At 54.0% G+C, this 24609-nt stretch carries 21 protein-coding genes; 8 read left to right on the forward strand and 13 right to left on the reverse strand.

Features of this window, described 5'->3' with window-relative positions:
* Positions 1-11 precede the first annotated feature (11 nt).
* Positions 12-989: a polysaccharide deacetylase family protein gene (locus CFELI_RS12275; protein WP_277105151.1), complete on the reverse strand. Its 978-nt coding sequence runs from the start codon at positions 987-989 to the stop codon at positions 12-14.
* A 158-nt stretch (positions 990-1147) separates the two neighbouring features.
* Between CFELI_RS12275 and CFELI_RS12280 the strand changes: the two genes are divergently transcribed.
* Positions 1148-2566, forward strand: a complete 1419-nt coding sequence (locus tag CFELI_RS12280; RefSeq protein WP_277105152.1) for a purine-cytosine permease family protein — start codon at positions 1148-1150, stop codon at positions 2564-2566.
* Positions 2567-2683: 117 nt separating this feature from the next.
* On the opposite strand, the gene CFELI_RS12285 is transcribed toward CFELI_RS12280, so the two are convergent.
* Complete coding sequence (locus tag CFELI_RS12285; protein WP_277105153.1) at positions 2684-3793, reverse strand: glycosyltransferase family 4 protein; 1110 nt, start codon at positions 3791-3793, stop codon at positions 2684-2686.
* Between the two features lie 28 nt (positions 3794-3821).
* Between CFELI_RS12285 and CFELI_RS12290 the strand changes: the two genes are divergently transcribed.
* On the forward strand, positions 3822-4607 hold the full coding sequence (locus CFELI_RS12290) for a class I SAM-dependent methyltransferase (RefSeq protein WP_277105154.1): 786 nt from the start codon (positions 3822-3824) through the stop codon (positions 4605-4607).
* Between the two features lie 85 nt (positions 4608-4692).
* Here CFELI_RS12290 and CFELI_RS12295 read toward each other — a convergent pair whose 3' ends face one another.
* The 3 genes from CFELI_RS12295 to CFELI_RS12305 all read right to left on the reverse strand — a co-directional run bounded on the left by CFELI_RS12295 (position 4693) and on the right by CFELI_RS12305 (position 7854).
* Positions 4693-4857, reverse strand: a complete 165-nt coding sequence (locus tag CFELI_RS12295; RefSeq protein ID WP_277105155.1) for a hypothetical protein — start codon at positions 4855-4857, stop codon at positions 4693-4695.
* Entirely contained in the window at positions 4854-5732 is an 879-nt protein-coding gene (locus CFELI_RS12300) for a GAF domain-containing protein (RefSeq protein WP_277105156.1), read from the reverse strand. Before CFELI_RS12300 ends, CFELI_RS12295 begins: the two co-directional genes overlap by 4 nt.
* 277 nt (positions 5733-6009) lie before the next feature.
* Positions 6010-7854: a phosphoenolpyruvate carboxykinase (GTP) gene (locus CFELI_RS12305; RefSeq protein ID WP_277105157.1), complete on the reverse strand. Its 1845-nt coding sequence runs from the start codon at positions 7852-7854 to the stop codon at positions 6010-6012.
* Between the two features lie 681 nt (positions 7855-8535).
* Between CFELI_RS12305 and trmB the strand changes: the two genes are divergently transcribed.
* The 5 genes from trmB to CFELI_RS12330 all read left to right on the forward strand — a co-directional run bounded on the left by trmB (position 8536) and on the right by CFELI_RS12330 (position 14096).
* Complete coding sequence (gene trmB / locus CFELI_RS12310; RefSeq protein WP_277105158.1) at positions 8536-9309, forward strand: tRNA (guanosine(46)-N7)-methyltransferase TrmB; 774 nt, start codon at positions 8536-8538, stop codon at positions 9307-9309.
* Positions 9309-9998 (forward strand): NYN domain-containing protein, encoded by a 690-nt coding sequence (locus CFELI_RS12315; protein ID WP_277105159.1) that lies wholly within the window; start codon positions 9309-9311, stop codon positions 9996-9998. Before trmB ends, CFELI_RS12315 begins: the two co-directional genes overlap by 1 nt.
* 14 nt (positions 9999-10012) lie before the next feature.
* Entirely contained in the window at positions 10013-12646 is a 2634-nt protein-coding gene (locus CFELI_RS12320) for an MMPL family transporter (RefSeq protein ID WP_277105160.1), read from the forward strand.
* Positions 12636-13679: a lysylphosphatidylglycerol synthase transmembrane domain-containing protein gene (locus tag CFELI_RS12325; protein WP_277105161.1), complete on the forward strand. Its 1044-nt coding sequence runs from the start codon at positions 12636-12638 to the stop codon at positions 13677-13679. The genes CFELI_RS12320 and CFELI_RS12325 overlap by 11 nt, the downstream gene beginning before the upstream one ends.
* Before the next feature lie 72 nt (positions 13680-13751).
* Positions 13752-14096 (forward strand): DUF3054 domain-containing protein, encoded by a 345-nt coding sequence (locus CFELI_RS12330; RefSeq protein ID WP_277105162.1) that lies wholly within the window; start codon positions 13752-13754, stop codon positions 14094-14096.
* Positions 14097-14098: 2 nt separating this feature from the next.
* Here the strand turns inward: CFELI_RS12330 and CFELI_RS12335 are convergent, their stop codons facing one another.
* Complete coding sequence (locus CFELI_RS12335) at positions 14099-14803, reverse strand: DUF559 domain-containing protein (protein WP_277105163.1); 705 nt, start codon at positions 14801-14803, stop codon at positions 14099-14101.
* 1151 nt (positions 14804-15954) lie between these two features.
* Between CFELI_RS12335 and pepN the strand changes: the two genes are divergently transcribed.
* Entirely contained in the window at positions 15955-18456 is a 2502-nt protein-coding gene (pepN, locus tag CFELI_RS12340; protein ID WP_277105164.1) for an aminopeptidase N, read from the forward strand.
* On the opposite strand, the gene CFELI_RS12345 is transcribed toward pepN, so the two are convergent.
* From CFELI_RS12345 to CFELI_RS12375, 7 genes are all read right to left on the reverse strand, one after another.
* Positions 18446-19492, reverse strand: coding sequence for an ADP-ribosylglycohydrolase family protein (locus CFELI_RS12345; RefSeq protein ID WP_277105165.1), 1047 nt, complete (start codon positions 19490-19492; stop codon positions 18446-18448). The genes pepN and CFELI_RS12345 overlap by 11 nt on opposite strands.
* Positions 19489-19716 (reverse strand): DUF2283 domain-containing protein, encoded by a 228-nt coding sequence (locus tag CFELI_RS12350; RefSeq protein ID WP_277105166.1) that lies wholly within the window; start codon positions 19714-19716, stop codon positions 19489-19491. The genes CFELI_RS12345 and CFELI_RS12350 overlap by 4 nt, the downstream gene beginning before the upstream one ends.
* The gene (locus CFELI_RS12355) at positions 19713-20201 is read right to left on the reverse strand and encodes an AlbA family DNA-binding domain-containing protein (protein ID WP_277105167.1); all 489 of its coding nucleotides are present in this window, start codon (positions 20199-20201) and stop codon (positions 19713-19715) included. The genes CFELI_RS12350 and CFELI_RS12355 overlap by 4 nt, the downstream gene beginning before the upstream one ends.
* Positions 20202-20300: 99 nt before the next feature.
* On the reverse strand, positions 20301-22028 hold the full coding sequence (locus CFELI_RS12360) for an RNA-binding domain-containing protein (RefSeq protein ID WP_277105168.1): 1728 nt from the start codon (positions 22026-22028) through the stop codon (positions 20301-20303).
* 385 nt (positions 22029-22413) lie between these two features.
* Positions 22414-22644, reverse strand: coding sequence for a hypothetical protein (locus tag CFELI_RS12365; RefSeq protein ID WP_277105169.1), 231 nt, complete (start codon positions 22642-22644; stop codon positions 22414-22416).
* The gene (locus CFELI_RS12370) at positions 22637-23053 is read right to left on the reverse strand and encodes an NUDIX hydrolase (protein ID WP_277105170.1); all 417 of its coding nucleotides are present in this window, start codon (positions 23051-23053) and stop codon (positions 22637-22639) included. Before CFELI_RS12370 ends, CFELI_RS12365 begins: the two co-directional genes overlap by 8 nt.
* Positions 23053-24606, reverse strand: coding sequence for an acyl-CoA carboxylase subunit beta (locus tag CFELI_RS12375; protein ID WP_277105171.1), 1554 nt, complete (start codon positions 24604-24606; stop codon positions 23053-23055). Before CFELI_RS12375 ends, CFELI_RS12370 begins: the two co-directional genes overlap by 1 nt.
* Positions 24607-24609: the final 3 nt, after the last annotated feature.

The following is a 24609-nucleotide window of genomic DNA, read 5'->3' on the forward strand; positions in this document are numbered from 1 at the left end:
GCATCCTCGTGCTAGAAACGTGAATGCTTCGGCGGCGGAACTTGCTGGGCGAAAGTTGTGGCAATATCTGTTCGGCGCATAAACACCACACCTTCTTGGGCTTTGGCGTAGCTGATAAACTCCGCCAACGCATGAATCCTCGCGGGGTGTCCGGTGATACGCGGGTGGATGCCAATGCTGAGCATTCGGCCGCAGCCGTCATGTTCGACGTCGAGAAGCAGCTGGTCAAGCGCACGCGCACAGTAATCAACAAAATCGCTCGGGGAGCCGAAACCGGTACCCATGATATAGCGGCAATCATTGGTGACCAGCGAGTAGGGGACCACTAAGTGATCTTTGCCATTCATGCGAGTCCAGAAGGGTAGGTCGTCGCCATAGTAGTCGGAATCGAAAAGGAAATTGCCGTTTTCTACCAATAATTCGCGGGTATTTGTACTCATTTCACGGCAATACCACCCTGAGGTTTTCAAACCCATTTCCTTAAACGATTCTAAGGCGAGTGCGATGAGTTCTCGTTCCTCTTCCCGCGAATAGTGATAATGATCAATCCAGCGATATCCATGACCCACTAAATCATCCCCGCGGCTTTTCATTCGCTCCACCACTTCAGGGTTGCGCTCAAGTGCGACTGCGGCACCGAAAATAGTGGCGGGAACCTCTAAACGATCAAAGGTACGGAACATGCGCCAAATACCTGCGCGTGAACCGTACTCGTACATCGACTCTTTTGCCAGATCGCGTTGCCCTTCAACATCAAAGGGCAGCTCGTACATACCGTCGTTACACCCATCCCCCATGGCAAAGGTGAGCTCCGAACCCTCCTCGTAGTTGACCACGATATTGACGGCGACTTTTGCGCCATCCTCATTCCAGACAACTTTCGGCAAGGTTTCGCCGTAGCCTACAAGATCGCGTTCAGGGCCTGGCACGCCAGGGATGTCCGCGTTGCGATACCAGTGGTTTTTTGCCACTTGTTCGTGATTATTCATCTGTATTTACCCTCCTTCATTCGCAGAAATTAAGACACGATGAAAATTTGCTCAAGCAATGGTGAAAAATCTTTTTGCGACCCCCATTCCACGAAGGAGGTCTGTAGCATTAACTACATAATAGCTGATTTGATACATCATTTGTGAGGAGGTTTATAATGACTCAAGCAACACCAGCCCCACCACAGGTTGAGCACACAAGCACCGAGGAGTACATGCTCGAACCCGTCCCCGTGCACGCACGGCGACAGCGGTGGTCCATGTTCGTTATTTGGGTTGGCTTCGGCTACGTACCCACGGGCCTGATCGTCGGCGGACAACTGGCTGGCCAAGGGGATAAACCGGGAATGAATTTCCCTTCTGCTCTTTTCTCCATCGCCGTGGGTGAAGGACTTTTGCTTTTACTTACTGTCCTTTTAGGCGTTGCAGCAATGCGCACAGGATTGAATTTATCTCTGATTTCGCGCATCTCCTATGGCAAGAAGGGCATGATTCTACCGATGCTCATCATGGCCATGCTCACCTTGGGCTGGTTCGCCTCCATCGTGGGCATGGTCGGGTCAATTTTCGATGTGGCCGTTGGCGATCTCACGGGCATTACTGTGTTTCGCGGTCTGAGCTTGGAATATGTACTGCTGTGTTTATTCTGGGGCGCAGTATTTACATGGTCTGCGTGGCGCGGCATTGAGATTATCGAGCGTATTTCTGGCTGGGCTGCCCCCTTTGTGCTGGTTGTGGCTGTGGTTGCTGCCATTCTTATGGTCAGTGAATACGGTGGCATTGGCGCAGTGCTCGCAGAGGCTTCTACCCGTTCCGGGATGAGCCAAGGCACTGGTGTGACCATTATGCTCGGCGCATGGATTGCTGGCGTCATCATGGGGGTTGACATATTCCGCTATGCCGGAAACAACAAGCATGTGTGGGTGGGTGCCGCCGCCTGCTTCGTGCTCACCAACCCCTTGCTCAATATCGTCGGTTACCTCGGCGCTATTGCCACGGGCGATTCCAACTTCATTACTTGGATGGCCGTGAAAGGTGCCCTGTTGACTGTCACTGGCGTGATCTTGTGGGTGCTCGCACTGTGGACCACCAATATGAGTGAGCTGTACTGCAATGCCCTGTACGTCGGCCCTGCTGCTGAGAGCATGGGTTGGCGGGTACGTCGCGGAAAGATTGTGATTGTGGTGGGAACGATTGGAACGATTGCAGGTTCTTTGGGTTTCTACTCCTACTTCTTCGCCGATTTCATCACCATTTTGGGTGCTGCTTTCGTCCCCTTGGCGGGCCCAATCTTGGCTGATTATTTCTTCATTCGACGCAAGGAGTATGCCACAGCGAACCCGAACGAAATGCCTCCAGTGCGGTGGCCTGCGCTCATCTCCTTTGTGATCGGCGCAGTCGCGGGCGTGATTTTCCAGTACTGGCTCCCCTTACCGTGGAATTTCCCCGCTGGTTTCGCCGCCCTCATTCTCACCTTTATTCTTCACATTGTGCTTTCACGCGTGATGCAGCACCGCCCGGAACAACAGCAGGTGGTATCTGCGCATTATGATTCCCCCGCAGCACTACTGCGCTAGAACATCTTTGTATGGCGCAGTTGGTGCATGACCATGCAGGGTGTACAACCAGCACATCTATTCATGGTGGATGTGCTGGCTTTCACCTGCGGCCTATACAGCTGCATGGTCAACTAGTTAGGGGCGTGTGTGCAGTTCTTTGTCCAGCACCTGGCAAAATTGGGTTCCGGTTTCTTCCCAGGAATATCCTGCCGCTTTTTTCGCTGCGTTTTCACCCAGTATTTTTCGGTAGTCCTCATTATCTAAAAGGTATGTAATTGCCTTGTGCAATTGCTGTTTTCCCTCCACCAGCACCCCGGTGTGTTGGTGTGCGATGGAATCTTTCAACCCACCAGCGCTGAAATAACCGATGGTCGGCACTTTGTGTTGGGCGGCTTCGAGGACGGCCAGCCCCCAGCCTTCTTTGCGCGAAGGCATCAGGTGAATGGTGGCGCGATCAAGCAGAGCGTGTTTGTAGTCTTCGGTCACTTGCCCATGAAAAATCACCCGATCGCACACACCTTGGTTGTGCGCATATTCTTGCAGCTTATCGGCCCACCAGCCAGAGCCGATCACATCAAGAACAACATTATTAAGGTCACGGATTGCCCAGATAGCGTGTTCGATCTGCTTGTGTGGCACCAGCCGTGACAGCGTGACGAGGTGAATGTGTTCGTCGGCTGCAAGCGTGGGCAGGGTGTGCGGCAGGGGGTCGACACCGTTGCGGATGATACTAATATTTTCTTCCCTATATCCCAGCTCAATCAGTTCCGCTTTGCTCGGTAAAGAGACTGTGATCACCTGCGTGTTGCGGTGAATGCGCGGGGAAAGCGTTGATTCCAAAAACCACCCAATTTTTGCCAGCAGACGCCCAGCGACCGGCCATTGCTCTTTGTGGCAGTGGTGGGTGAGTAAAATTGTGGGTTTTCCGGCGAATATGCGGGCAAAAAAGGGGATACCGTTTTGGGTGTCAACAATAATGTCGGCGCCTTTGAGCGCACCAAAGCCGCATCGCCCTGCAAGCATGGTTAGTGCGGTGCGGATGTATACGCTGTGCTTGCCGCCCGCGCGTCGATAAGCAACCCCGTTGCGCATGCTGCGGGCGGGGGCATCGGTGTAGCGGGCGGTGCAGTAAATAACCTCGTGCCCGTTGGCGGCGAGGTGTTCGGCGACGCGCTCAAGGTAGCGTTCACTGCCACCCCCTTGGGGATGGTGGGTGTCGCGCCAGCACAGCAGAACAATCTTCATAACCTTATCTAGCCTAAACTAGTAAGGCGTGAAATTACGCAACACCCGCGCCCGCGCCACCTTCAGCCGTGCGTGCGCACTTTTGCGCGCCGTGAAGGTAGAACAAAGCAATCCCGATCACTTCTATTCATTGCTTGCCCGCGATACTCGTGAGCTGATCGAAGCTGTGCTTATCGACGCCGCCAACCAGCCACTTTCCCGCCAACGTGTGCTGGATGTCGGTGGGGGACCTGGGTATTTCGCCGAAGAATTTGAACACGCTGGCGCGTGGTATGTGGGTTTGGAACCGAGCGTGGGTGAAATGTCTGCCGCGGGTATTGCACTAAATAATGCGGTGCGCGGCGATGGCATGGCATTGCCTTTCGCCGACGAAAGCTTCGATGTGGTGTACTCCTCCAATGTGGCTGAGCATGTGCCCCAACCGTGGCGCATGGGCGAAGAAATGCTGCGGGTGTGCACACCGGGTGGGATGGTTGTGCTCAGCTACACGGTGTGGCTGGGGCCTTTCGGGGGGCATGAGACGGGCCTGTGGCAGCACTATGTGGGTGGGCATTTCGCGCGTGAGCGTTATGAGAAAAAACATGGCCGACCACCGAAGAATGTGTTTGGCGAGTCCTTATTTGCTCTCTCCTGCACCGCGGGCCTGAAGTGGGCGCATGAATCTGGGGCGGAGATTGTGGGGCTTTTCCCCCGTTATCATCCGTGGTGGGCGTGGTGGGTTGTGAAAATTCCGCTGCTCAGGGAGTTTTTGACCAGCAATCTTGTGATTGTGTTGCGCAAAACAGAAACTGCCCATTCCCGCGACGTGGAATAGGCAGAATTAGGTGTATTTGGTGAGACTCTACGTGCCTACTGCAATATTTTTAGTAGCCACCTGATCTACCGAGTTTAATGGGTTTTTATTTCTTCTCTTCTTGCGCAGCCTCACGACGGGCCGCTACAAAACCAAATTCTGGGCGTGGATACTGACGAAAATACGCCTCAGGATCAGCCTTGAGCAGGCGAATCCGCTCAGTATAGGTAACATCAGTGAAAAATGAGGTCTGCTTTTTACGTTCACTCATGAGAGGTCCCCTTGGTGTGTGGTGTGTTCGCTCTCGATAGTACCATGGCCGTTCAACTCAATGTAGAACGCTTGCGAACTTTCGTAGGTGTACGTGACTGCCATTTGGCTCGCAAAATGGATGAGAAGGCTTTTATCAAATTCACCAAGGTCGCCTTTCTTTTCTGAATCAACCGTCAGTAAACCATAAAGTCGATTTCCGGCGATGATTGGTGCCGTAACAAAGGTTTCGTAGGGCAATTCATCTTCATCAAGATTACTGGTGTCTGTTTCCAGTCGGCTCTGGCCTTTGCACGCCAGATTAAAGGTTTCGTCGTTTTCTGTGAATATTCTCGTCGAAATCCGTTCACCGCCCACCGAAGAACGATTACTTACAGGAATCAACTTTGTTTGTGTCTGGTCGACTTCAAAGTGATTCACCCGAACCCCATTGGTTGATCCAAGCTGGTTGCGCACCAACACCACAATGGCCTTTCTTGCTCCGACGAAAGCATCATGATTTCGCTTCTTATCGGCTCTATTACCCACATCCAGTACTTGCACCAGGCTTATATTGAGCTCATCGAGAAGTTTGGAAATCTCTAATTCATAATTCTTTTGCAATTCTATTAATGCATTTTTCTCCATCTCTGCCGCCTTCTTTTTCCTCCACTGCTCACCGAGCAGGAAGGCTAAATGGAGCAGTACTATGAGCACAAAAACGATACAAGCACAGACAAACCATCCAGTAGTTACATGCGGATGGATGGCCGGTAATACAGCCAAACTTACAGGGAGAAGAATGCTCCCAACGGGGTGTTTCACAAGTGCGGGAGGGTCTGTAAAAAATTTTTGGAGGCCAGTTTCATAGAAAAACTTATTATCGCTATCAGCCACAACGTCCCCCGACATTCACTCAATTATATTGCAACCACAGCGAGCATTATTGAGTCGGAACGCGTAAATGCTCACTCCATGAATGATAACAATTCTCCATGAATCCACGCAGGGCTTTCTCAAACAAAATGGCTCCATCATGAGCGTGATATCACAAGCACAAGACATGAGCCCCTCACCTCATCCCCGAGGATCGCTCATGCGACTCATTCATTGATAAACGGGCTGGTTTCCTTTGAAGAAAACCAGCCCGTTAGCTCATAAAGCTCTACGCTCTTTAGCGCTCGCGCTTAGCAATAGCGGCATTCACGCGCTTACGTAAAGCAGCGAACTCCTCAAAAATCTCGGCAGGAACATGCTTGCCCAAAGACTTCAGGTAAGCCTCGTTCTCATCCAAATCATTCGCCCAGTTCGAGGCAGGAGCAGTCAACGCCTCACGAACATCCTCAACCGAGTAGCCCTCCAGGCCTTCCAGGTCCAGATCCTCAACATTCGCGGTGTAGCCAACCACAGTCTCACGAGCACCAACGCGACCCTCAATGCGGTCAACAATCCACTTCAACACGCGAGAGTTATCGCCGAAGCCAGGCCACAAGAAACGGCCATCCTTGCCCTTACGGAACCAGTTCACGAGGAAGATCTTCGGCATCTTCTCGCCACCCTTAGCACCCATATCAATCCAGTGCTGCAAGTACTCGCCAGCGTTGTAGCCAATGAACGGCAGCATAGCCATTGGGTCATGGCGCAGCGCACCAACAACACCCTCAGCAGCAGCAGTCTGACCAGACGCCAGCAGCGAACCAATCATCGTGCCATGGTTCCACGAATGAGACTCAGTGACCAAAGGAACAGTGTCAGGGCGACGGCCACCGAACAGGATCGCATCAATGCGAACACCCTTAGGATCATCAACCTCAGGTGCAGCAATTGGGCACTGAACAATCGGCACAGCGTAACGAGAGTTCGGGTGAGCAGCCTCAACGCCAGACTCAGGAGTCCAGTCATGGCCATGCCAGTCAATCAGATGCGCAGGAGGCTGATCAGTCATGCCTTCCCACCACACATCGCCATCATCAGTCAACGCAACGTTGGTGAAAATGGTGTTACCGGGCTCCATGGTCTTCATAGCCATGGGGTTCGACTGGTAGTTAGTACCAGGCGCAACACCGAAGAAACCATTCTCAGGGTTGAACGCGTACAGGTGGCCGTCCTCACCGAACTGAATCCACGCAATATCGTCACCAACAACCTCAGCACTCCAACCAGGAATGGTGGGGGTGATCATCGCAAGGTTGGTCTTACCGCAAGCAGAAGGGAAAGCCGCAGCAACATTGTAGTTCTTACCCTCAGGGCTGGTCAGCTTCAGAATGAGCATGTGCTCAGCCATCCAGCCCTCTTCCTTCGCCATCACGGAAGCGATACGCAGCGCGAAGCACTTCTTCGCCAAAATTGCGTTACCGCCGTAGCCGGAACCATAAGACCAAATCTCCTTGGTCTCAGGGAAGTGGGTGATGTACTTCTCATCGTTGCAAGGCCATGCAACATCTTCCTCACCCTCAGCCAGTGGGTGACCCACCGAGTGCAGGCAGCGGACGAAATCCTTATCGCCCAAACGATCCAGCGCTGCCTGGCCCATGCGGGTCATGATTCGCATGGACAAAACAACATAAGGGGAATCAGTCAGCTGAATACCAATCTTTGGCTCATCAGCAGACAAAGGACCCATCGCGAAAGGCACAACGTACATGGTCCGGCCCTTCATGGCGCCGGTGAAACGCTGCGTCAACTCCGCCTTCATCTTCGCAGGGTCGTACCAGTTGTTGGTAGGACCAGCACCATCCTCGGTCTCCGAGCAGATGAAGGTGCGAGACTCCACGCGAGCGACGTCGCTAGGGTTAGAGCGAGCCAGGAAGGAATTTGGTCGCTTCTCAGGGTTCAGACGAATCAGAGTGCCAGCTTCAACAAGCTCGGAGGTCATGCGGCCCCACTCTTCATCGGAACCATCAGCAAAGACCACACGATCCGGCTGGAACATCTCAACGTTCTCAGCGATCCACTGCAGCAGCTTCTCATTCTTAGTTGGGGCCTCGCCTACAAGTCCCTTGATTACCACGTTGGACATCGTTTCTCCTGACGTTTGTTCACGTGCCTTTTTTACGGTGTTTCCAAAAATAAAGCCTAGCCAGAATCCACCCCGCTTCGCGGAGCCGATCCAAGTTAGCAATCTCACAGTGAATCAGCCTCACAGAAACTACCCCCTGTCCACACATGCGCAGCCTGCAAAAATACTGGCTCAAACAGAAACAACTTTCCCCCTTTGGGGGTACTGTGACTTTTTTCAATAAGCGAAAATCCCCCTCAAACGGGGGCAAGAAGCACCATTCGTCGCGCTTATGCAGTTACACATTTCACTACCCGTGAAGCACTAAGTACTAGGTCAGCAGATATCTTTCTAGCCTGCCACGAGTGCCATCACCGCCCACACGGAGCGACGTCGACAAGCTCAGCCCCGTACTCTTCATCCCCAGTTTTCGCCACCACTGATATCAAAAATTTCACAGACACAGATCACACTTGTGTACTTTTTCACACTAACCCTGTCTGGTAATATCCAGTGACCCCACCTGTCATACCTTCCCGACCGCCACCCCCACACCCGCCTTACTGCACACAACGCAGGTGATACAGCAGCACAACAGTGAGCCCAATCCGAAAGGAATAGCGCCGCAACTGGGCAGATGCAGACGCATCACCAACTGCAAAATATTGAGTTTTCACCCCCTAAGAAGGCACAATAGAAAGGATGTCTACTACTGATAATTCCGAAAAGAAGGTGGGCGAGCTCCCCAAGGGGCGTCCCCTCCAAACCGATTTCAACACCGAATTCAATAACGATCTCGACTACCCACGCCTTGGCACGGTCAGCTTCCGCCGCGGAACGCTCACCGAAAACCAAGAAGCACTGTGGGAACAGCACTGGCCACAACTCGGCACAGTGCTCTCCGACGAACAGATCAACCTCACCGAATGGTTCGGTCGCGAAGGCCACCCCACCATTTTAGAAATTGGCTCTGGCACCGGCACCTCCACCGCAGCCATGGCGCCACTCGAAGCTGACACCAACATCATCGCCTGCGAACTGTACAAACCAGGTTTGGCCAAACTTCTCGGCGCAGCCGTGCGCGGCGAACTCAGCAACATCCGCATGATCCGCGGCGACGGTGTGGAAGTACTGACCCGCATGTTCGCCGAAGAATCCCTCGACGGTGTGCGCATCTTCTTCCCTGACCCCTGGCCCAAAGCTCGTCACCACAAGCGCCGCATCATCCAATCAGGTGTACTCAACCTGATCGCCACCCGCCTGAAAAAAGGCGGCGTGCTGCATGTTGCTACCGACCACGCCGACTACGCCGAATGGATCAACGAACTCGTCGAGGTCGAACCCATGCTGGAATACATGGGCTGGCCATGGGAACAATGCCCACAACTTGTGGATCGCCAAGTGATCACCAAGTTTGAAGGCAAGGGTCTGAAAAAAGATCACGTGATCACCGAATTCCTCTGGAGGAAAAAATAATGGAAACCCTCGACCCCTCCTTTGAATTCGACACCGCCTTCGCCCCCGGCGCGGCCATTCCCGCAACCAAAGACACCCTGCTGCTGATCTGGGATGCCCCCAACCTCGACATGGGTCTCGGCGCCATCCTTGGTGGCCGCCCCAATGCCGCCCACCGCCCACGCTTTGACGCCATCGGCCGCTGGCTTTTGGCACGCGCCGGCGAGCTCAGCCACCAGCGTGGCACGCGCGTTGAGGCAGAAGCAACCGTGTTCACCAACGTCACCTCCGGTGGCGCCGATAACGTGCGCCCCTGGGTTGAAGCGCTGCGTAACGTGGGTTTCGCGGTGTTCGCGAAGCCAAAAAAGACTGAGGAAACGGATGTCGATCCGGACATGCTGGAGCATATCCGACGTCGACACGCTGAAGGTGTTTTGCAAGGTGTCGTTGTTGCCTCCGCCGACGGCCAGAATTTCCGCGAAACCTTAGAAGAGCTCGCCGCCGAAGGCGTTGCGGTCACCGTTTTAGGTTTCCACGAGCACGCCTCCTGGGCTACGACCAGTGAGCTGCTGAACTTCGTCGATCTGGAAGAAATTCCTGGCGTATTCCGCGAGCCGCTTCCTCGTATTTCGCTGGATAGTTTGCCGGAATCCGGTGCTTGGTTGCAGCCGTTCCGCCCACTGTCTGCGCTGCTTTCTTCGCGCAGTTAGGGAAGGATTGTTCAATGTTTAACCGCCTGGGTGATGGGGCTTTTCGCTTCCGCAAAATTCTGCCCCTTGTGATTCTGGCCGCCATCGTAGGTCTCCATCTCATGTTCGGGGTCACGCTTGCGGACAAGATGAGCCAGGAAGGCTGGGACGATCCCGGTTCTTCCTCCACTCAAGCAGCAAAGATCGAACTCGACACCTTCGGACGTGACAACTCCGGCGATGTGATCATGCTGTTTAGTGACACCACCAACCCCGGCGGGATTGAACAATCTCCCCATTTTGCCGAAATCCAGGGTTTTCTCACAGCGCTCAAAGAGCAGTATCCGGATCAGATTGATTCGGTGACCAGTTTTTTTGATAAGCGCAACCCGAAGCTGAAATCTGCAGACAGCACCACCGCTTTTGCCGCGATCGCACTCAAAGGCGACAGTGAGCAAACCCTCAAAGACTTCCGCACCATCCAGCCCTCCCTGCTTGAAGCGAAGTTACTGCACAGCGACATTGACGTTGAGATCGCCGGGGCGACCGCAGTAGCTGATGCGCTGGACGCCGGCATGGCAGGTGACATTAAACGCGCTGAGCTCTACGCCCTGCCCGCCGTGGGCTTAATGCTGCTGTTTGTTTTCGGCTCCGTCGTGGCCGCCGCCATGCCGCTGATCGTGGGCGGACTGTCAATCCTCGGTTCGCTGTCCATGCTGGCAATTCTGGCTGGTTTCACCCAAGTAAACGTCTTTGCCCAGTCTGTGGTGACTTTGCTGGGCTTAGGTCTTGCCATCGACTACGGATTGTTCATGGTCTCGCGCTTCCGCGAAGAACTCGACCGCATCAGCGCCACCGCAGTCGATGATCGCGCCAGCGCACCCACGCAGGCCCTAAGCACGGAAGATATCCGCAACGCGGTGCGTATCACCACCGCCACGGCCGGTAAAACCGTGGTCTTTTCCGCCGCAATGGTCGCCGTCGCATTGTCAGGGCTTTTGATCTTCCCCCAAGCATTCCTCAAGTCTGTTGCTTATGGTGCCATTAGCGCTGTGGGCTTGGCTGCACTGCTTTCGGTGACCCTGCTGCCCGCCTTGTTCGCACTGTTGGGCACGAAGATTGATTTCCTCACCATTCGCCGCAGCAGCCGCCGCGCCCGCAGCATCGAATCCACCTGGTGGTACCGGATTCCTGCCTTCGCCATGAAACGCGCGGGTCTGGTCACCATCGCCTTGGTGGCCGGTTTACTCGCGCTAACGCTGCCACTCGCGGGAGTGAAATTTGGTGGCATCAACGAAACCTACCTCCCCCCATCGCATGAGGTACGCAGCGCCCAAACCACATTCAACGAGCAGTTCCCAGAGTTTCGCACCGAACCCATCAAACTGGTGGTCACGGGTGCGACGAACGATCAGCTCGTCGCTATTTTCCAGCAAGCCAACCACATCACAGGGCTCAGTTCACGTTTCGCCCCTTCCTCCCCCACCAGCGATGGCACTACAGTACTCTCAGCGGGTATCAGCGACCGCAGCTTGCATGAGGAAGTCGTTGACCAGCTGCGCACCATTAACGCCCCTGAAGGTGTGAACCTGTATATCGGCGGCACCCCAGCGCTGGAGGTGGAGTCAATTGAGGCACTGTTTGCCAAGCTCCCCTGGATGGCCCTATACATTGTGCTGGCAACATTCCTGCTGATGGCCCTAGTCTTCGGTTCGCTGATTCTTCCCGCCAAGGCAATCATTATGACAATTCTGGGCATGGGCGCAACCTTGGGCATTCTCACCGCCATGTTCGTCGACGGCATCGGCGCCGAACTTTTCCACTTCACCCCCGGCCCACTGATGAGCCCCGTACTGGTGTTGATCATGGCAATTGTGTACGGGCTCAGCACCGACTACGAAGTGTTCTTAGTCTCGCGCATGGTCGAAGCCCGCGATCACGGCGCAAGCACAGACGAGGCAATTAAAGCAGGCACCGCCCACACCGGCGGCATCATCACTGCCGCCGCACTCATCATGATCGTGGTCTGTGGGGCCTTCGGTTTCTCCGACATCATCATGATGAAATACATTGCCTTCGGCATGATTTTCGCCCTCATCTTCGACGCCACCATCATCCGCATGCTGCTCGTGCCCGCCGTGATGCATCTTCTCCGCGAAGACAACTGGTGGGCACCGAACTTTATCACACGCGCATCCGCACTCCTTGGGCACAACTCCGCACCAACTGACGCGCACTCCGTTCCCAGCACCCCACGCCGTGACGACGCCGACACCGTGTCTGCACCTGTTAACGGCGTCGATACGCAGCACGGCAGCATAAGGGACAAGGACGCAAGTACTGTCACCATGGCCTTGTTCCCCAGCATCGACAACCGCACACACAGCCTCGCCGATGAGAAACAGCCACAGCGCGCTGAAAATGTTAGCCCCGTTACTTTAGTTGTTCCCGCCCCTGCACCCGCGACTAAGATGGACTCCTCAAACGCGATGACCCCCAACGTTGCCGACGCAACAGCTAAGGAAATCCCAGTGGACGACGAAACCCCGATTCACGAGGCCAACATTATCGACCCCCGCGCCGCAGGACGCAGCGGACGCCTAGCCGCGGAAGACAACGAGCTCGTTCCCTTCGCCGAACTGCTCAAACGCCTCAAGGATGAAGGATAAAACCCTGCTTGGCAATAAATGGGTCAGGTTTTTCGGGCCGCTCGCCATCATGGCGCTGGCGGCCTTTCTCCTACGCGACAAAATGCCCTTCCTGGCCACCGGCATGTCCGAAATGCTACGCGCACGCCCCGGCGGACTCATCGCCTCCTTCATCGCCGTTGCGCTGAGCATGTGGGCCATGGCCGAAGTGATGCGTCGCCTGCTCAACGCCGGCGGGTACGCCATCAAACCAGTAGACACTCTCGCCCTGACCTTCATCGCCAACTCGTGGTCTTCCACCTTCCCCGGCGGGGCAGCGATTTCCACCGTCTACCAGTTCCGCACCATGCGCACCTGGGCTGTGTCCGTGATGGTCAGTTCCTGGTTCATCATGCTGTCTGGCGCACTGTCAACCGTGTGGCTGATCGCTCTCGGATTAATCTCCATTTTCTTTCTTGGTGCAAGTTTTTCCCTCACACCCCTGATCGGCTCGGCCATCATCCTCATCGGGTTGGCACTCCTCGTATGGTGGGCTGCCAATAATCCACAGCCCTCTTCCCGCTTCGTAATCCGTATTCTCCACGGTGCAGGGAAAGTGCTGCGCAAGGACTTCTCAGCTCAGCAAGAATCCCTCAAGAAGCACTTTTTTCAGCTCGACGCCGTTCGGCTAAGCCCCACCCAATTCCTCATTGTGGCACTGCTTTCGCTATCTAACTGGGTACTCGATATCCTCGCCCTCTGGTTGTGCGTGGGTGCAGTCACCGGCATCTACCCTGCCTTTGAGTGGCCGGAAAACCACACCACCGTCCTTGGCATCACTCTTGCGTTTGTCACCGCAAAAATCGTTGGCTCCGCCCAAATCACCCCTGCTGGCGTGGGCCCTGTGGAAGCCGCCATGACCGCAAGCCTCGTGGCTGTCGGTATGACCGCTTCCAGTGCCTTCGGCGTAGTATTTGTGTACCGGATTATTTCCTTCGCCTTTATCACCATCATTGGGTGGCTGTGGTACTTCGTCTCCGTCGCCCGCGGTGGAATGCGGGCTCAAGAAGCCTAAGCTTGAAGGTGAGACTTTTGTCTGTGCACGTGTGCTGCGCGTGTATCTTTCACTCTATAAGGACTTTTCTTCATGAAAACACTGTTTAAAGACATCCTGGCCACCTTCGTCTTTGCCGTTCTCGCCCGACTTGCCCACGGCGGGCTCAGTGTTCCCGCAGTGCTGGACACCTGGTGGCCTTTTGCCCTTGGCGCACTCGCAGCCGGCGCTGTTATTTTCGCATTTGGCCACGATGGCACCACCTGGCGTTCCGGTGTGATTGTGTGGGGTCTTTGCGCTGTGGTGGGCTTGAAAATCTGGGCGTTTCGCCACGGCGAAATCCCCCACATTTCCTTCATCATCGTCGCAACCATCATGTCCGGCCTGCTGATTCTTGGCTGGCGTGGGGTGGAAAGACTCCTTGCCAAAAGGACCTAAATCTACCTTTGTTTTACCGCTAGGTGCGCCGCACGTTTGTGGTGGTTTTTTAATAGTGTTCGTAGCTGATAGATCATCGGGTGATCAAGGGGATCAAGGTTGGGGATATCGGCTCTACTCAGGCTGGGATCTACTTCCTCTGGTCGGAAGCGCATGATGATGTAGCCGAGGTTTTGGATAATTTTTTCCCGATAACGTTCATCTTCAAGCGCATGGTAGTTGTTACGGGTCTTAGCCCGCCCGTCGATTTCTATCCCTATGAAACCGTTAACCACAATATCGATCCGGTATTGATTAACAGGTACTTGAATTTCTACGCTGGTTATTTCTGGAATGCGGTCAAGTACACGTTCAATCAACCGGCGGGCTTTAGTCTCATAAAGGCTTTCACTTCCTTCTTTCGCGGTTTTCAACAACTCCAAGGCTCGGGGTTTACCCGCGATGCTCGGCATAGATTTGATGTCGGCATAGGCTTGGATTTTCGTGATACGCCCTTGTGTAAACGCTGCCTCGATAAAAGTTATGGCGATATCTTCGTCTTCTTCTTTAGCTACCAGATCCACGAATGTACGGGAAATTTTTGTCACACGGACACCGTTTTCTTCCACAATGTCCTCTTCCGGCAACAGCCTAGAAGTGTATGAGACATAGGGACTGCGCTGGTTTTTCGCCGGAGGTTTCATCCTCCCAGGCAGTGCGACATGCACGGTAGCAAAATCTGTGGTGTTAGAGATAAAAGGAATACCTAAAAACAGGCAGCTGCCCTACCAACAAGTACAGCAGTACGAGATGTTGAAGCTACTGCATAACAGCGCATGAGGTTGCGTGAGCTAGGAGGAAGGCGCTGAAACACCTCGGAATCAATTGCTTGGGTACAGGCGAGTTTTCTGATTTTTACCCGCATACCTTGTGGGTTTTTCCGCAGGTTTTTTAAAGCATGAAGCGGTAGAGAGATATTCAGGCCGCGAGTAATGGTGTAGGTATTAGTGTTCATACTTTTCATCAGAACACACCTGTAGCAAGTTCGCATCTCGAAGGGAACAATGTTCCCACGCCGCGATGTTGATATCCCCTTAAATCCCCTAGCTGTGGACAACTTTGCCTAGCCACAAACACCAACAGCAACAGCATGTCGATAACTCGACTTTTCCTACCTTTAGGGCGAGTACCCGTAGCTTTTACGTAATTTGGTCGAGTTACCCTGTGGCAGGTTCGCTCAAGGCAAGATTCAAGGGCTCACACGAATCAAGCAACTCGACCTTTCTGTCCTCAGCGAAGGGAGTTGGACCGTTCTCCAAAGAAAGGTCGAGATACCTCACACGCAGCTCATGCTAGGTGCGTAGTACGCCCTGTAGCGCTTACAAGTAACTCGACTCTTTGCCTCAGGAAAGCCTTGGGGCCAATGGGGAGTCGTCAATCAGTCGAGTTACCTCGCGGGTGGCTTCCTTCAAGCAGGGTGCACGACCCAGGTGAGTCAAGACAACTCGACTTTTCCCCATTATGGGATGCAGATTCATTGGTGTATTCACACAAAGGTCGAGAAAGCTCATATGTTCCTAGGCACGGGAGGCTATTGCACCCCATGAAAATTGGAGGTACCTCGACTTACTAGATCCCAAGGTTCGTATATTCGCGGTTTGAGTGCGGATCAGTCGAGTTACCTCGCGGCAGGTCACATCGAAACGAAGTGTGGGGCTCGTGGGGATCACGACAACCTATATGGAAACCGTTCACGCTGTTGGGGCGTCGACAAGCAAATAGTTGTAGGCAAGAGAACTAAACTTTTTGCACTACACTCGCCCACTTCTTCCCCCTGTGATTCAGATAATGCGCGAGTGATCTTTTAAGCTTGTGCGCTATGAGCAACGCGAACTTAACGTATCTTCATGCACAGGCGCGCACCCAGGCGCTCACGGTTGATTCCCACAGCATTCACCTCGATATCAGTGAGGCGGAAAACTCACCTACATTCCAAGCAACGTCGACCATCACTGTGCGTAGCACCAGCTGCGATATTGTGCTCGACTACCTCGGTGAATCCGTGGATACGGTCGAGGTTCAGGGGGTTGCGCACAGCGTTGATTTTGATGGTGCGCATATCCGCCTTACCTTGCCCGACCATGATCCTGACACCACCTATGTTGTGAAGGTCAGTGGGCATTCTTCCTACTCGCGTTCGGGTCAGGGTTTGCACCGTTTCACCGACCCCAGCGACAATGCCACCTATGTGTATTCCCACCTCGAGCCCTCTGATGCGCGGCGGGTTTTCCCGTGTTTTGATCAGCCGGATCTTAAGGCGCGTTTTCATGTGTCGATGACAGTTCCTGACGGGTGGGTGGCGTTAAGTAATCAACCAGAAACTCATGTCAAGGCGCACACTCATTTCTTCGCCCCGACCCCACCGCTGTCGACTTACCTGACTGCTTTTGCGGCAGGTCCTTATGTTGCTACTTATGATACGTGGACGTCACCGGCTGGGCTTTCTGTGGAGCTTGGGGTGTGGGTGCGTGCTTCCATGGCGGAGTTTGTGGATGCTGAAATTTTAGAAATTACCAAGCAGGGCATGGATTTCTTCGATGCCCACTATGGTTTTGAATATCCGTGGGGTAAGTACGATTCCATTTTCGTTCCCGAATACAATCTTGGTGCGATGGAAAACCCTGGTCTGGTCACGTTCACTGAGTCCTATATTTTCCGTTCTCATGCTACTGATGCGCAGCATGCTGGTCGTGCGAATACGATTCTGCACGAAATGAGCCATATGTGGTTCGGTGATCTTGTTACCCCACGCTGGTGGGATGATTTGTGGTTGAAGGAGTCGTTTGCTGAGTTCATGGGGGCTGATGCTTCTGTGGCTGCGACCCGTTTCCGTTCTGCTTGGGTGAATTTTGCTGGTGTGCGCAAAAACTGGGCGTATATGCAGGATCAGTTGCCCACGACGCACCCTATTAAGGCGGATATCCCTGATGTGGATGCTGCCCGCCAGAATTTTGATGGCATTACTTACGCTAAGGGTGCGGCTGTGTTGAAGCAGTTGGTGCATTTTGTGGGGCGCGATAATTTTTACGCGGCTGCCCGCGAGTATTTCCGCACGTATGCGTTTTCGTGCGCAACTTTCGATGATTTTTTGCAGATTGTGAAGAAGTTTTCGGAGCATGATTTGGATGAGTGGGCGCGTAAGTGGTTGCTTACGTGTGGCCCTGATCGTTTATCGCCGCGCATTGAGCTTGTCGACGGCTATATCCACTCGCTGCATATCGATCAGGTGGCGGATACTCCTCGCCCGCATCGGTTGACTGTTTCGTTGTGGAATAAGCATGGCTCCCAGTTGTTGCGTTCGCAGGAATTCGATGTGACTGTGCATGGGCAGGGTGCGTTGGTTGCTGAGGCCACAGGGTGTGTTGCCCCTGATGTGGTGTTGGTGAATGATTATGACCACACTTATGCTGTTGTTGGTTTTGATGCCCGTTCGCTGGATACTCTTGCTGAATGTCTTTCGGAGATCAGTGATGAGCTTTCGCGGGCTGTGGTGTGGACGTCGCTGTGGAATATGACTCGTGATGCGCAGTTGGATGTTGCACGCTTTGTGCAGATCGCGGTTGATCACGGTGCGGCTGAGTCTAATCCGAGTATTTCTACCCAGATTTTTGGCAATGCGGTTTTTGCCGCTAGTAATTTTTTGCCTCCTGCTGCCCGTGGGCCTGTGTGTGCGGATCTTGCTGCAAAGTTGTGGGCGTTGGTGCATAGCTCTCACCCTGGTTCTGATGTTCAGCTTGTGCTGCTGCGTGCTTTTATTGCGGCGGCTACTGTGGCTGGCGAGCAGTTCGCTTCGGATCTGCGCGGTGTTCTTTCCGGCGCGGTGGCCGGTGTGACGGTGGATGCTGATGTGCGTTGGCGTGTGTTTATTGCTTTGTCGGCGATGGGCCAGTGCAGTGTGGATGAGCTGGATCAGGAGCGTGTGGCTGATCATACGTTGGATGGGCAGGTGCGTTATCTTCAGGCGCGCTATAGTGTGCCTGAGCTGGGGGTCAAGGATGAGATTTTTGATCTTGTGATGCAGCCTGGCGCTTATTCCAATGATGAGGTGGATGCGTTGATTTCTGCGTATAACGCCCCTGTCGCTGATGCTGAGGTGGATCATTGTGCCCGCTTTTTCCAGTGGGTGGAAACCATCTGGTCGCAGCATCCTATTGAGATTGCTAACCGACTGATTCGGGGGTTGTTCCCGAAGCAACCGGAGTCTGATCAGCTGTGCGAACAATTGCTTGCCCGCCCGCTACCCGGCGCGCTTTCGCGTGTGTTGTTGGAGTGTCAGGATCATCTGCGCCGGAGTGTGCGTGCGCAGCGGTTTAATGCGTAGTTTGAGGTATCTGGTTTAAGTCCCAGTTGATGTGGCCACAGTGTTCTTTGGAGCTTGTGGCCACTGGTATTTTTCCTGCCAGTTGGGAGAGTTCGTGGGCTGTTGTGCGGATCAGTTGGTGGTTGTGTAGTTGGTGTGTCCAGCTGGTGGGGATGGTGTGGGCCCCGTAGTGTGCACCGGCGAGTTGGCCGTAGACGGCTGTGACTGTGTCGGCGTCGTCGCCGAGGTTTGCTGCGGCGCAGGCTCCTTCTTCGAAGGTGTTGGTGTGGGCAAAGGCCCAGAGTGCGGCTTCGAGGGTGTGCAGGACGTAGCCGGAGGAGGAGATTTCGGCGCGTGGTTTTGTGGCGTAGCTACCGCGCAGGATGGTTGCAAGTTCGCTGGTATGTACGTGTGTGGCGAGGTGGTGTGCGGTAGTTAAGAGGGTGTTTTTGTCCCAGCCGTGGATTGCTCCGGCGATGAGGACGCCGTAGGTGGCGCAGGCTTCAATGCAGTCACGGGCGGGGTGGGTGGTTATAGAGCTTGCCGCGCAGGTGCGTGCGGTTTCCCCAAGGTTGGGGTGGTAGGCCATGGCCACGGGTGCTAGGCGCATGAGGGAGCCGTTGCCGGAGCGCCAGTTTTTGTGTGGGTTGCGGTGTATTGTGCGGTTGAGGTGGTAGTCGCCGAGTGCTTTAAGTGTTTGCTGCCCGATGCCGAAGCATCGTCCGGTGCTGCTGAGGTATCCTTCGTCGCGCCATGCGAGGTAGCGGTCGAGTTGGTTGGCTAGGTCGAATGTGGAGGTTTCGATGAGGCTGCGTGCGATGCATAGTGCCATGGAGGTGTCGTCGGTCCAGGTTCCGGCGGGGAGGTTGAATTTTCCGCCGCTGGTCATTCCGGTGATTGCGGGGAAGCGGTCGCGGTGCATGAATTCGACGGGTGCGCCGAGTGCATCGCCGACTGCGAGTCCGACTAGCGCCCCTACGCAGCGATCCTGGGTGGCGGCGTCAGTATCAGTGTCCGTGCTGGTGGCGTTGTGTGCGGTTTGTGCTGTGGTGTTCATTGCTGTGTGAGTTCCCATTCTTCAGGGAGCATGGCGGTTGCGCCGAGAATTTCGATGCCGAGAATGCGCCCGTGTTTGTCGTGGTCGAGAATTACTATGCCGCGGTCGGTGTCGATGACCGTTTGACTCGCCGCTGTGCCTTCATTGGTGAGGTAGAGGTAGGAGGCGTCGGCTTCGGGGTCGAAGGTAAATCTTAAGCTTTTTCGTTCGTCACGGTAGTTCATTGTTTGTCTTCGTTGTTGTTGAGGCGGATGCATTGTTTGCCTTCGCGGCGGAGTATTTTCCCTTCTGTGGTGCTGTGGCAGCTGGTGGTGGCTGGTATTTCGATGATGAGTAGGCGTCGGTCGCAGTAGTTGAGTGGCTGTATGTGCACTGTGAGTGGGGGTTGGGTTTTGTTGGCGATTGTGTGGTGTAGCTGTGTGGGGTTGATGTCGGTGCCTTTGATTGCGGTGACTCCGGGGATTTTGTCGGCGACTCCAACCACGATGTAGGTGGGTGCGTGTGTGCCGTTGGCGAGGCAGACTGCGGCTTCGATGATTTTGTCGATGACAGCTTGTTGGGGGTTTGTGGAGCGGGGGTTGAAGGTGGGGTCTTCTTTGAATTCGAGTGTTTCTGATTCGGTGGCGTCCGCGGTTTCACCCCGCCTGATTGCTTCAAGTGCAGCCCACACGGGTTTGGGGCAGGTGTGCTTGCGGGATGCTGCTGACATAGCCCCCACAGTACTGCGATTTTTTTATGCGTGACGACGCCGCCACCGCACCTCCCCCAGCTTCAGCAGCGTTGGGCTGGGCGCAGTGGTGAACGCGTGTTAGCTTCCCGCAATCCATCGCGTTGCCGAACCCCTTTGCGGGCCATGGGGATCAATGCGTGCTCGACCAAGGGTGCGCAAATAACGCAGGTGTTCTGTGATCTCTTTCCGATCAACACCGATTTCTTCTGCTGCCTCGGCAGCACTTATTGAAGCTCCATCGCTGAGCTGGGAAAGAAGCCATTCTCCAATAGAGACGCTTGCTAGGGTTTTTCCTTCCGTCTTCCCCATTATCCTTCGGCTTTTTTCACTGAGTACCCACTCGCGTGCATCGCGGATTTGTTGCGTCAGTCCGTACTCGCATAAAGCTGCCATCAGTTCTTTAGCTTCAGTTTTTGCTGTTTGCGTTTTCTCCATGACTTGCTTTTCGGTGATAATTGGTGCTTCCCACAAATGCCACAGCACAATGAGCACATTGACACTGTTCATCATTTCGCCGAATTCTTCATCAAAGCGAAGCAGTGCAGCAACAAAATCGGTATCAGGTGTTCCTGATGGAATTATCACTTCTACTGAAACATCCGTCACGTCGACCTCTGGAACATCACGCCCAGTACGAATCATTGATGCCCAGACACGATCGAATCCTCGCGATGATTCCTCCACTAGCCCCAACGCTCGCATTGCAGCCATCAATGTGGCATTACGTGGCACCGATTGCGTAGTGAGGAGGCGATCTTTATCGACTCCCACCGGCAAAGAACCAGGCGACCATACTTTGAGCACGCGTGGTGATTGATCGACCACAATTGGTTGGCTGCTGAGCCAATCACGATGCACGAGGGCATTGGTAATTATCTCGTCAACCGCTTCTTTTGGTAGCCGGGGTATTGCGATTTCTTGCCCTCCGTCAAGACGCACTCTTTTCACGTCTTGTTCCGAATAGCGTGCGATCAACCGTTGTATGTGTGGCAGAGCACTAATGATCGGCTCAGCTATTTCGGTGACGTGCGGGTCTGCACCAGGAAAAGGTCGCCACAGGTGTCGAACAGTGATAAGTGGTGGTGGCGGCGGAAGAAGGAGTATGTCTGCTGCTTTACGCAGCCTTTCATTTTGATTGATCAGACCCAGTTCACGCAAGAGCCCACGTGCTGTTTCAGGTACTGCTGGATCAATGCCGCTTGCCTTTCGGCGGTTAGCCAGTAGCCGTCGCGCCTCATTAACAACGTCGAGGCTAATTTCTTCGACCGTATGAGTGGAGTTCTTCGCCATGTAGTCCGGATTTGCACGCGCATAGACAATTGCTTGTCTTTCTTCTTGCGACAGTGGTACACACCTAGTCCCTACTCTCTTTGACGCTTGTCCTTTAGCGCGGGTATAGAGTGTGAGTGCCTCAGGAATTGTCACTATTAAGAGGCGTTTCTCAGCAAACACGAGTGGTTCGACTTCGACTCGCAAATTGGGCTTAGTTCTAGCAAAGACTTTGTCGCGCACATCAGTCTCGTCCATATCCGTGCCAGTAAAAGCTTCCCTGCCTGGAACTTTGTCGGCTACTCCAATGACAACGTAGCCCCACGCATGGTCGCTATTGGCGAAACAGACGACCTCGTCGATGACTTTTTCAATCAGATCCGCGCGTGAGTTTTTAGCCTGTGGGTCATGGGCTCGGTCTTCTTTAAACTCCAAGAATTCTGACTCTACAGAATCGGCTGTCGCGCCTTGTTCAATCTTTTTTAGAGCATCAAGAATGATCGTCTCATGCTGTGAACCAAATCCTTGTGTAGCCATGTCGCCCACTTTAGCATTTCCGCAGGAAGTTGTTTCAAACAACTTAAAACAACTCACCAACAAATTCCCCACCCAACGAAACAAGAAAAGCCAGCTCAGGGTATAAAACACAGTTGTTTGAAGTTGTTAACAACTAACGCCCCACCCACAGCAGCACACACTCGGCAGCCAAACACTCCCCACATCCTCTAAAGCGAAAAAGAGCAGGCCACGACCATTTTTTACAATGCCGTCACTCGCTTTATGGTCTCCAGGCTTGAGCATTTCCGCAGGAAGTTGTTTCAAACAACTTGAAACAACTCACCACCAACTTCCCCACCCCATACAACAAAAAATGCCAGTTCAGAGCATAAAACACAGTTGTTTGACGTTGTTGCAGCGTTGTTTAGCGTCGCCAGAGCTTCATAGTTAAGTAAACAGCAGAAGTGATCAGGGCAAGAACACAGGTGCCAAAGCTAACAAGGCCCACAAGACCCGCACCAATATTCGCCCCCACCGTGTGCTCCACTGCCCACGGAGTCTGGGCGGCAAGCGCAGCGACCGCACACACAGCAGTAATAATCCACAAAGCTACAGCTGCAATGCCACAACCCCCTTCCGGAAGAAAGCTACGCACTCGCCCCTAATGCTGGAAGAAGTACATCTTCAAGCAAGGGCGCAAGATCATCAGGCAATGGATCATTCGGATCAAGAATACGCGACTGCGCAATCTCATTATTCAAACGAAACTCAGGAATCCCACGGTGCCAAAACACATAGGCCTTGACACCCCACCCCGACTCGTTGGCAGCATCGGCAAGAAACTCGCCCATAAACTCCACCTGTTCAGGGTCAAGATCCACACCAATTTCTTCCTGAGTCTCACGCAGCGCTGCCTGCTTGGGTGATTCACCCGGCTCAAGCTTGCCGCCAGGCAGCATGAAACGCTGCGTGCCCTGCTTGCGCACAGTGAGGATACGCCCCGCGGCGTCGATAAGCAGCACAGCACTCACCACAACAACGTGGTCATAGGAAGACTGCTGCATCACATAGGCGCAATCGTATGCTTCTTTGGAAGATCAGTCTCAATCTTCGTCTCAAGCTGACGCAGCGCGCGACGCAACGCAATCCGCGACTGATTCGGCTCAATCATCTGATCAATAAAGCCACGCTCAGCCGCAACATACGGACTCGTCATATTCTCATCATAGAAATCCATGAAAATCTTCTTCATGTACGCACGCTGCGCCGGGTCCTCAATAGCATTCAACTGCTTACCCTGAATCATCACCACAGCAGCCGCCGCACCCATCACAGCAATCTGCGCAGTTGGCCACGCCAAGTTAATATCACCCGACAAATTCTTCGAACCCATCACCGCATATGCGCCACCATAGGCCTTACGCACAATCAACGACACCTTCGGCACAGTAGCCTCAACCAGCGCAAACGCCAGCTTCGCGCCGCGGTGGATCAAACCCACCTCTTCCTGCTGCACACCAGGCAAATAACCAGGGGTATCCACCACGAACACCAGCGGAATATTATAGGCATCGCAAATACGGATAAAACGCGCAGCCTTATCCGCAGCATCAGCATCAATACAACCAGCAAACTCCAGTGGCTGATTCGCAATCACACCCACCGACTTGCCATCCACGCGAGCGAAAGCAGTAATAATATTCGGGGCGTAGCCAGGCTGCACTTCCTGAATATCATCATCATCGAAAAGCTCAGTGAGCAGATCATGCATATCGTAGGCAGCATTCGTATCATCCGGCATAAAACTATCCAGATGCGTAGCGTTTTCCACGTCCTCATCAGAAGGAGCCTCAAACACAGGGCCTGCATCCATGCAGGTCAACGGCAGGCGATCGAGGAGATCATGCACATAATTAAACGCATCCTCCTCATCCGTAGCCACATACGAAACGTTGCCGTTCTTCTCCTGCTGGCGGGCACCACCAAGCTCCGCGGAAGTAATCACCTCACCGGTAACTTCCTTAATCACCGCAGGGCCGGTGACATACATTTCTGCTTCACCCTCCACCGCGATCACAAAGTCAGTGGTCACAGGGGCATACACTGCGCCACCGGCGGACTTACCCATCATGATCGAAATCTGGGGGCTGCGACCCGACAATGGGAGTTGGCGGCGTGCAATCTCCGAGTACATTGCCAGCGAAGTCACGGCGTCTTGGATGCGGGCACCACCGGAATCCTGAATACCGATCACAGGGCAACCGATCTTAATGGCCATATCCATGACCTCACAGACCTTACGGCCGAAGGTCACGCCCACACTACCGCCATACACAGTCTTATCGTGGGCATAAACCACCACAGGGCGGCCATCGATGCGGCCATAGCCTGTGACCACACCGTCGGAATAAGGGGCGTCCTTCTCATCAGGGGTGCGACCTAACGCACCGATCTCCACGAAAGAGCCTGGATCAAGCAGACGATGAATGCGCTGGCGTGGGGTGGTACGCCCCGCCTCATCACGCTTGGCGCGGGCGCGTTCACTGCCGGGGTCTTGAGCTTTTTCAAGACGTTCGCGTAAATCCGCCAGCTTGGCAGCTGTAGTATCGAGACTCATCCC

The sequence above is a fragment of the Corynebacterium felinum genome (assembly GCF_030408755.1).
Taxonomy (GTDB): Bacteria; Actinomycetota; Actinomycetes; order Mycobacteriales; family Mycobacteriaceae; genus Corynebacterium; species Corynebacterium felinum.

Coding starts and splice junctions, on each gene's coding strand:
- CFELI_RS12305 (WP_277105157.1), bottom strand. CDS start 7,854: ATGTCCAACGTGGTAATCAAGGGACTTGTAGGCGAGGCCCCAACTAAG.
- CFELI_RS12280 (WP_277105152.1), top strand. CDS start 1,148: ATGACTCAAGCAACACCAGCCCCACCACAGGTTGAGCACACAAGCACC.
- trmB (WP_277105158.1), top strand. CDS start 8,536: ATGTCTACTACTGATAATTCCGAAAAGAAGGTGGGCGAGCTCCCCAAG.
- pepN (WP_277105164.1), top strand. CDS start 15,955: ATGAGCAACGCGAACTTAACGTATCTTCATGCACAGGCGCGCACCCAG.
- CFELI_RS12275 (WP_277105151.1), bottom strand. CDS start 989: ATGAATAATCACGAACAAGTGGCAAAAAACCACTGGTATCGCAACGCG.
- CFELI_RS12320 (WP_277105160.1), top strand. CDS start 10,013: ATGTTTAACCGCCTGGGTGATGGGGCTTTTCGCTTCCGCAAAATTCTG.
- CFELI_RS12325 (WP_277105161.1), top strand. CDS start 12,636: ATGAAGGATAAAACCCTGCTTGGCAATAAATGGGTCAGGTTTTTCGGG.
- CFELI_RS12355 (WP_277105167.1), bottom strand. CDS start 20,201: ATGTCAGCAGCATCCCGCAAGCACACCTGCCCCAAACCCGTGTGGGCT.
- CFELI_RS12370 (WP_277105170.1), bottom strand. CDS start 23,053: ATGCAGCAGTCTTCCTATGACCACGTTGTTGTGGTGAGTGCTGTGCTG.
- CFELI_RS12350 (WP_277105166.1), bottom strand. CDS start 19,716: ATGAACTACCGTGACGAACGAAAAAGCTTAAGATTTACCTTCGACCCC.
- CFELI_RS12360 (WP_277105168.1), bottom strand. CDS start 22,028: ATGGCTACACAAGGATTTGGTTCACAGCATGAGACGATCATTCTTGAT.
- CFELI_RS12295 (WP_277105155.1), bottom strand. CDS start 4,857: ATGAGTGAACGTAAAAAGCAGACCTCATTTTTCACTGATGTTACCTAT.
- CFELI_RS12345 (WP_277105165.1), bottom strand. CDS start 19,492: ATGAACACCACAGCACAAACCGCACACAACGCCACCAGCACGGACACT.
- CFELI_RS12330 (WP_277105162.1), top strand. CDS start 13,752: ATGAAAACACTGTTTAAAGACATCCTGGCCACCTTCGTCTTTGCCGTT.
- CFELI_RS12285 (WP_277105153.1), bottom strand. CDS start 3,793: ATGAAGATTGTTCTGCTGTGCTGGCGCGACACCCACCATCCCCAAGGG.
- CFELI_RS12315 (WP_277105159.1), top strand. CDS start 9,309: ATGGAAACCCTCGACCCCTCCTTTGAATTCGACACCGCCTTCGCCCCC.
- CFELI_RS12375 (WP_277105171.1), bottom strand. CDS start 24,606: ATGAGTCTCGATACTACAGCTGCCAAGCTGGCGGATTTACGCGAACGT.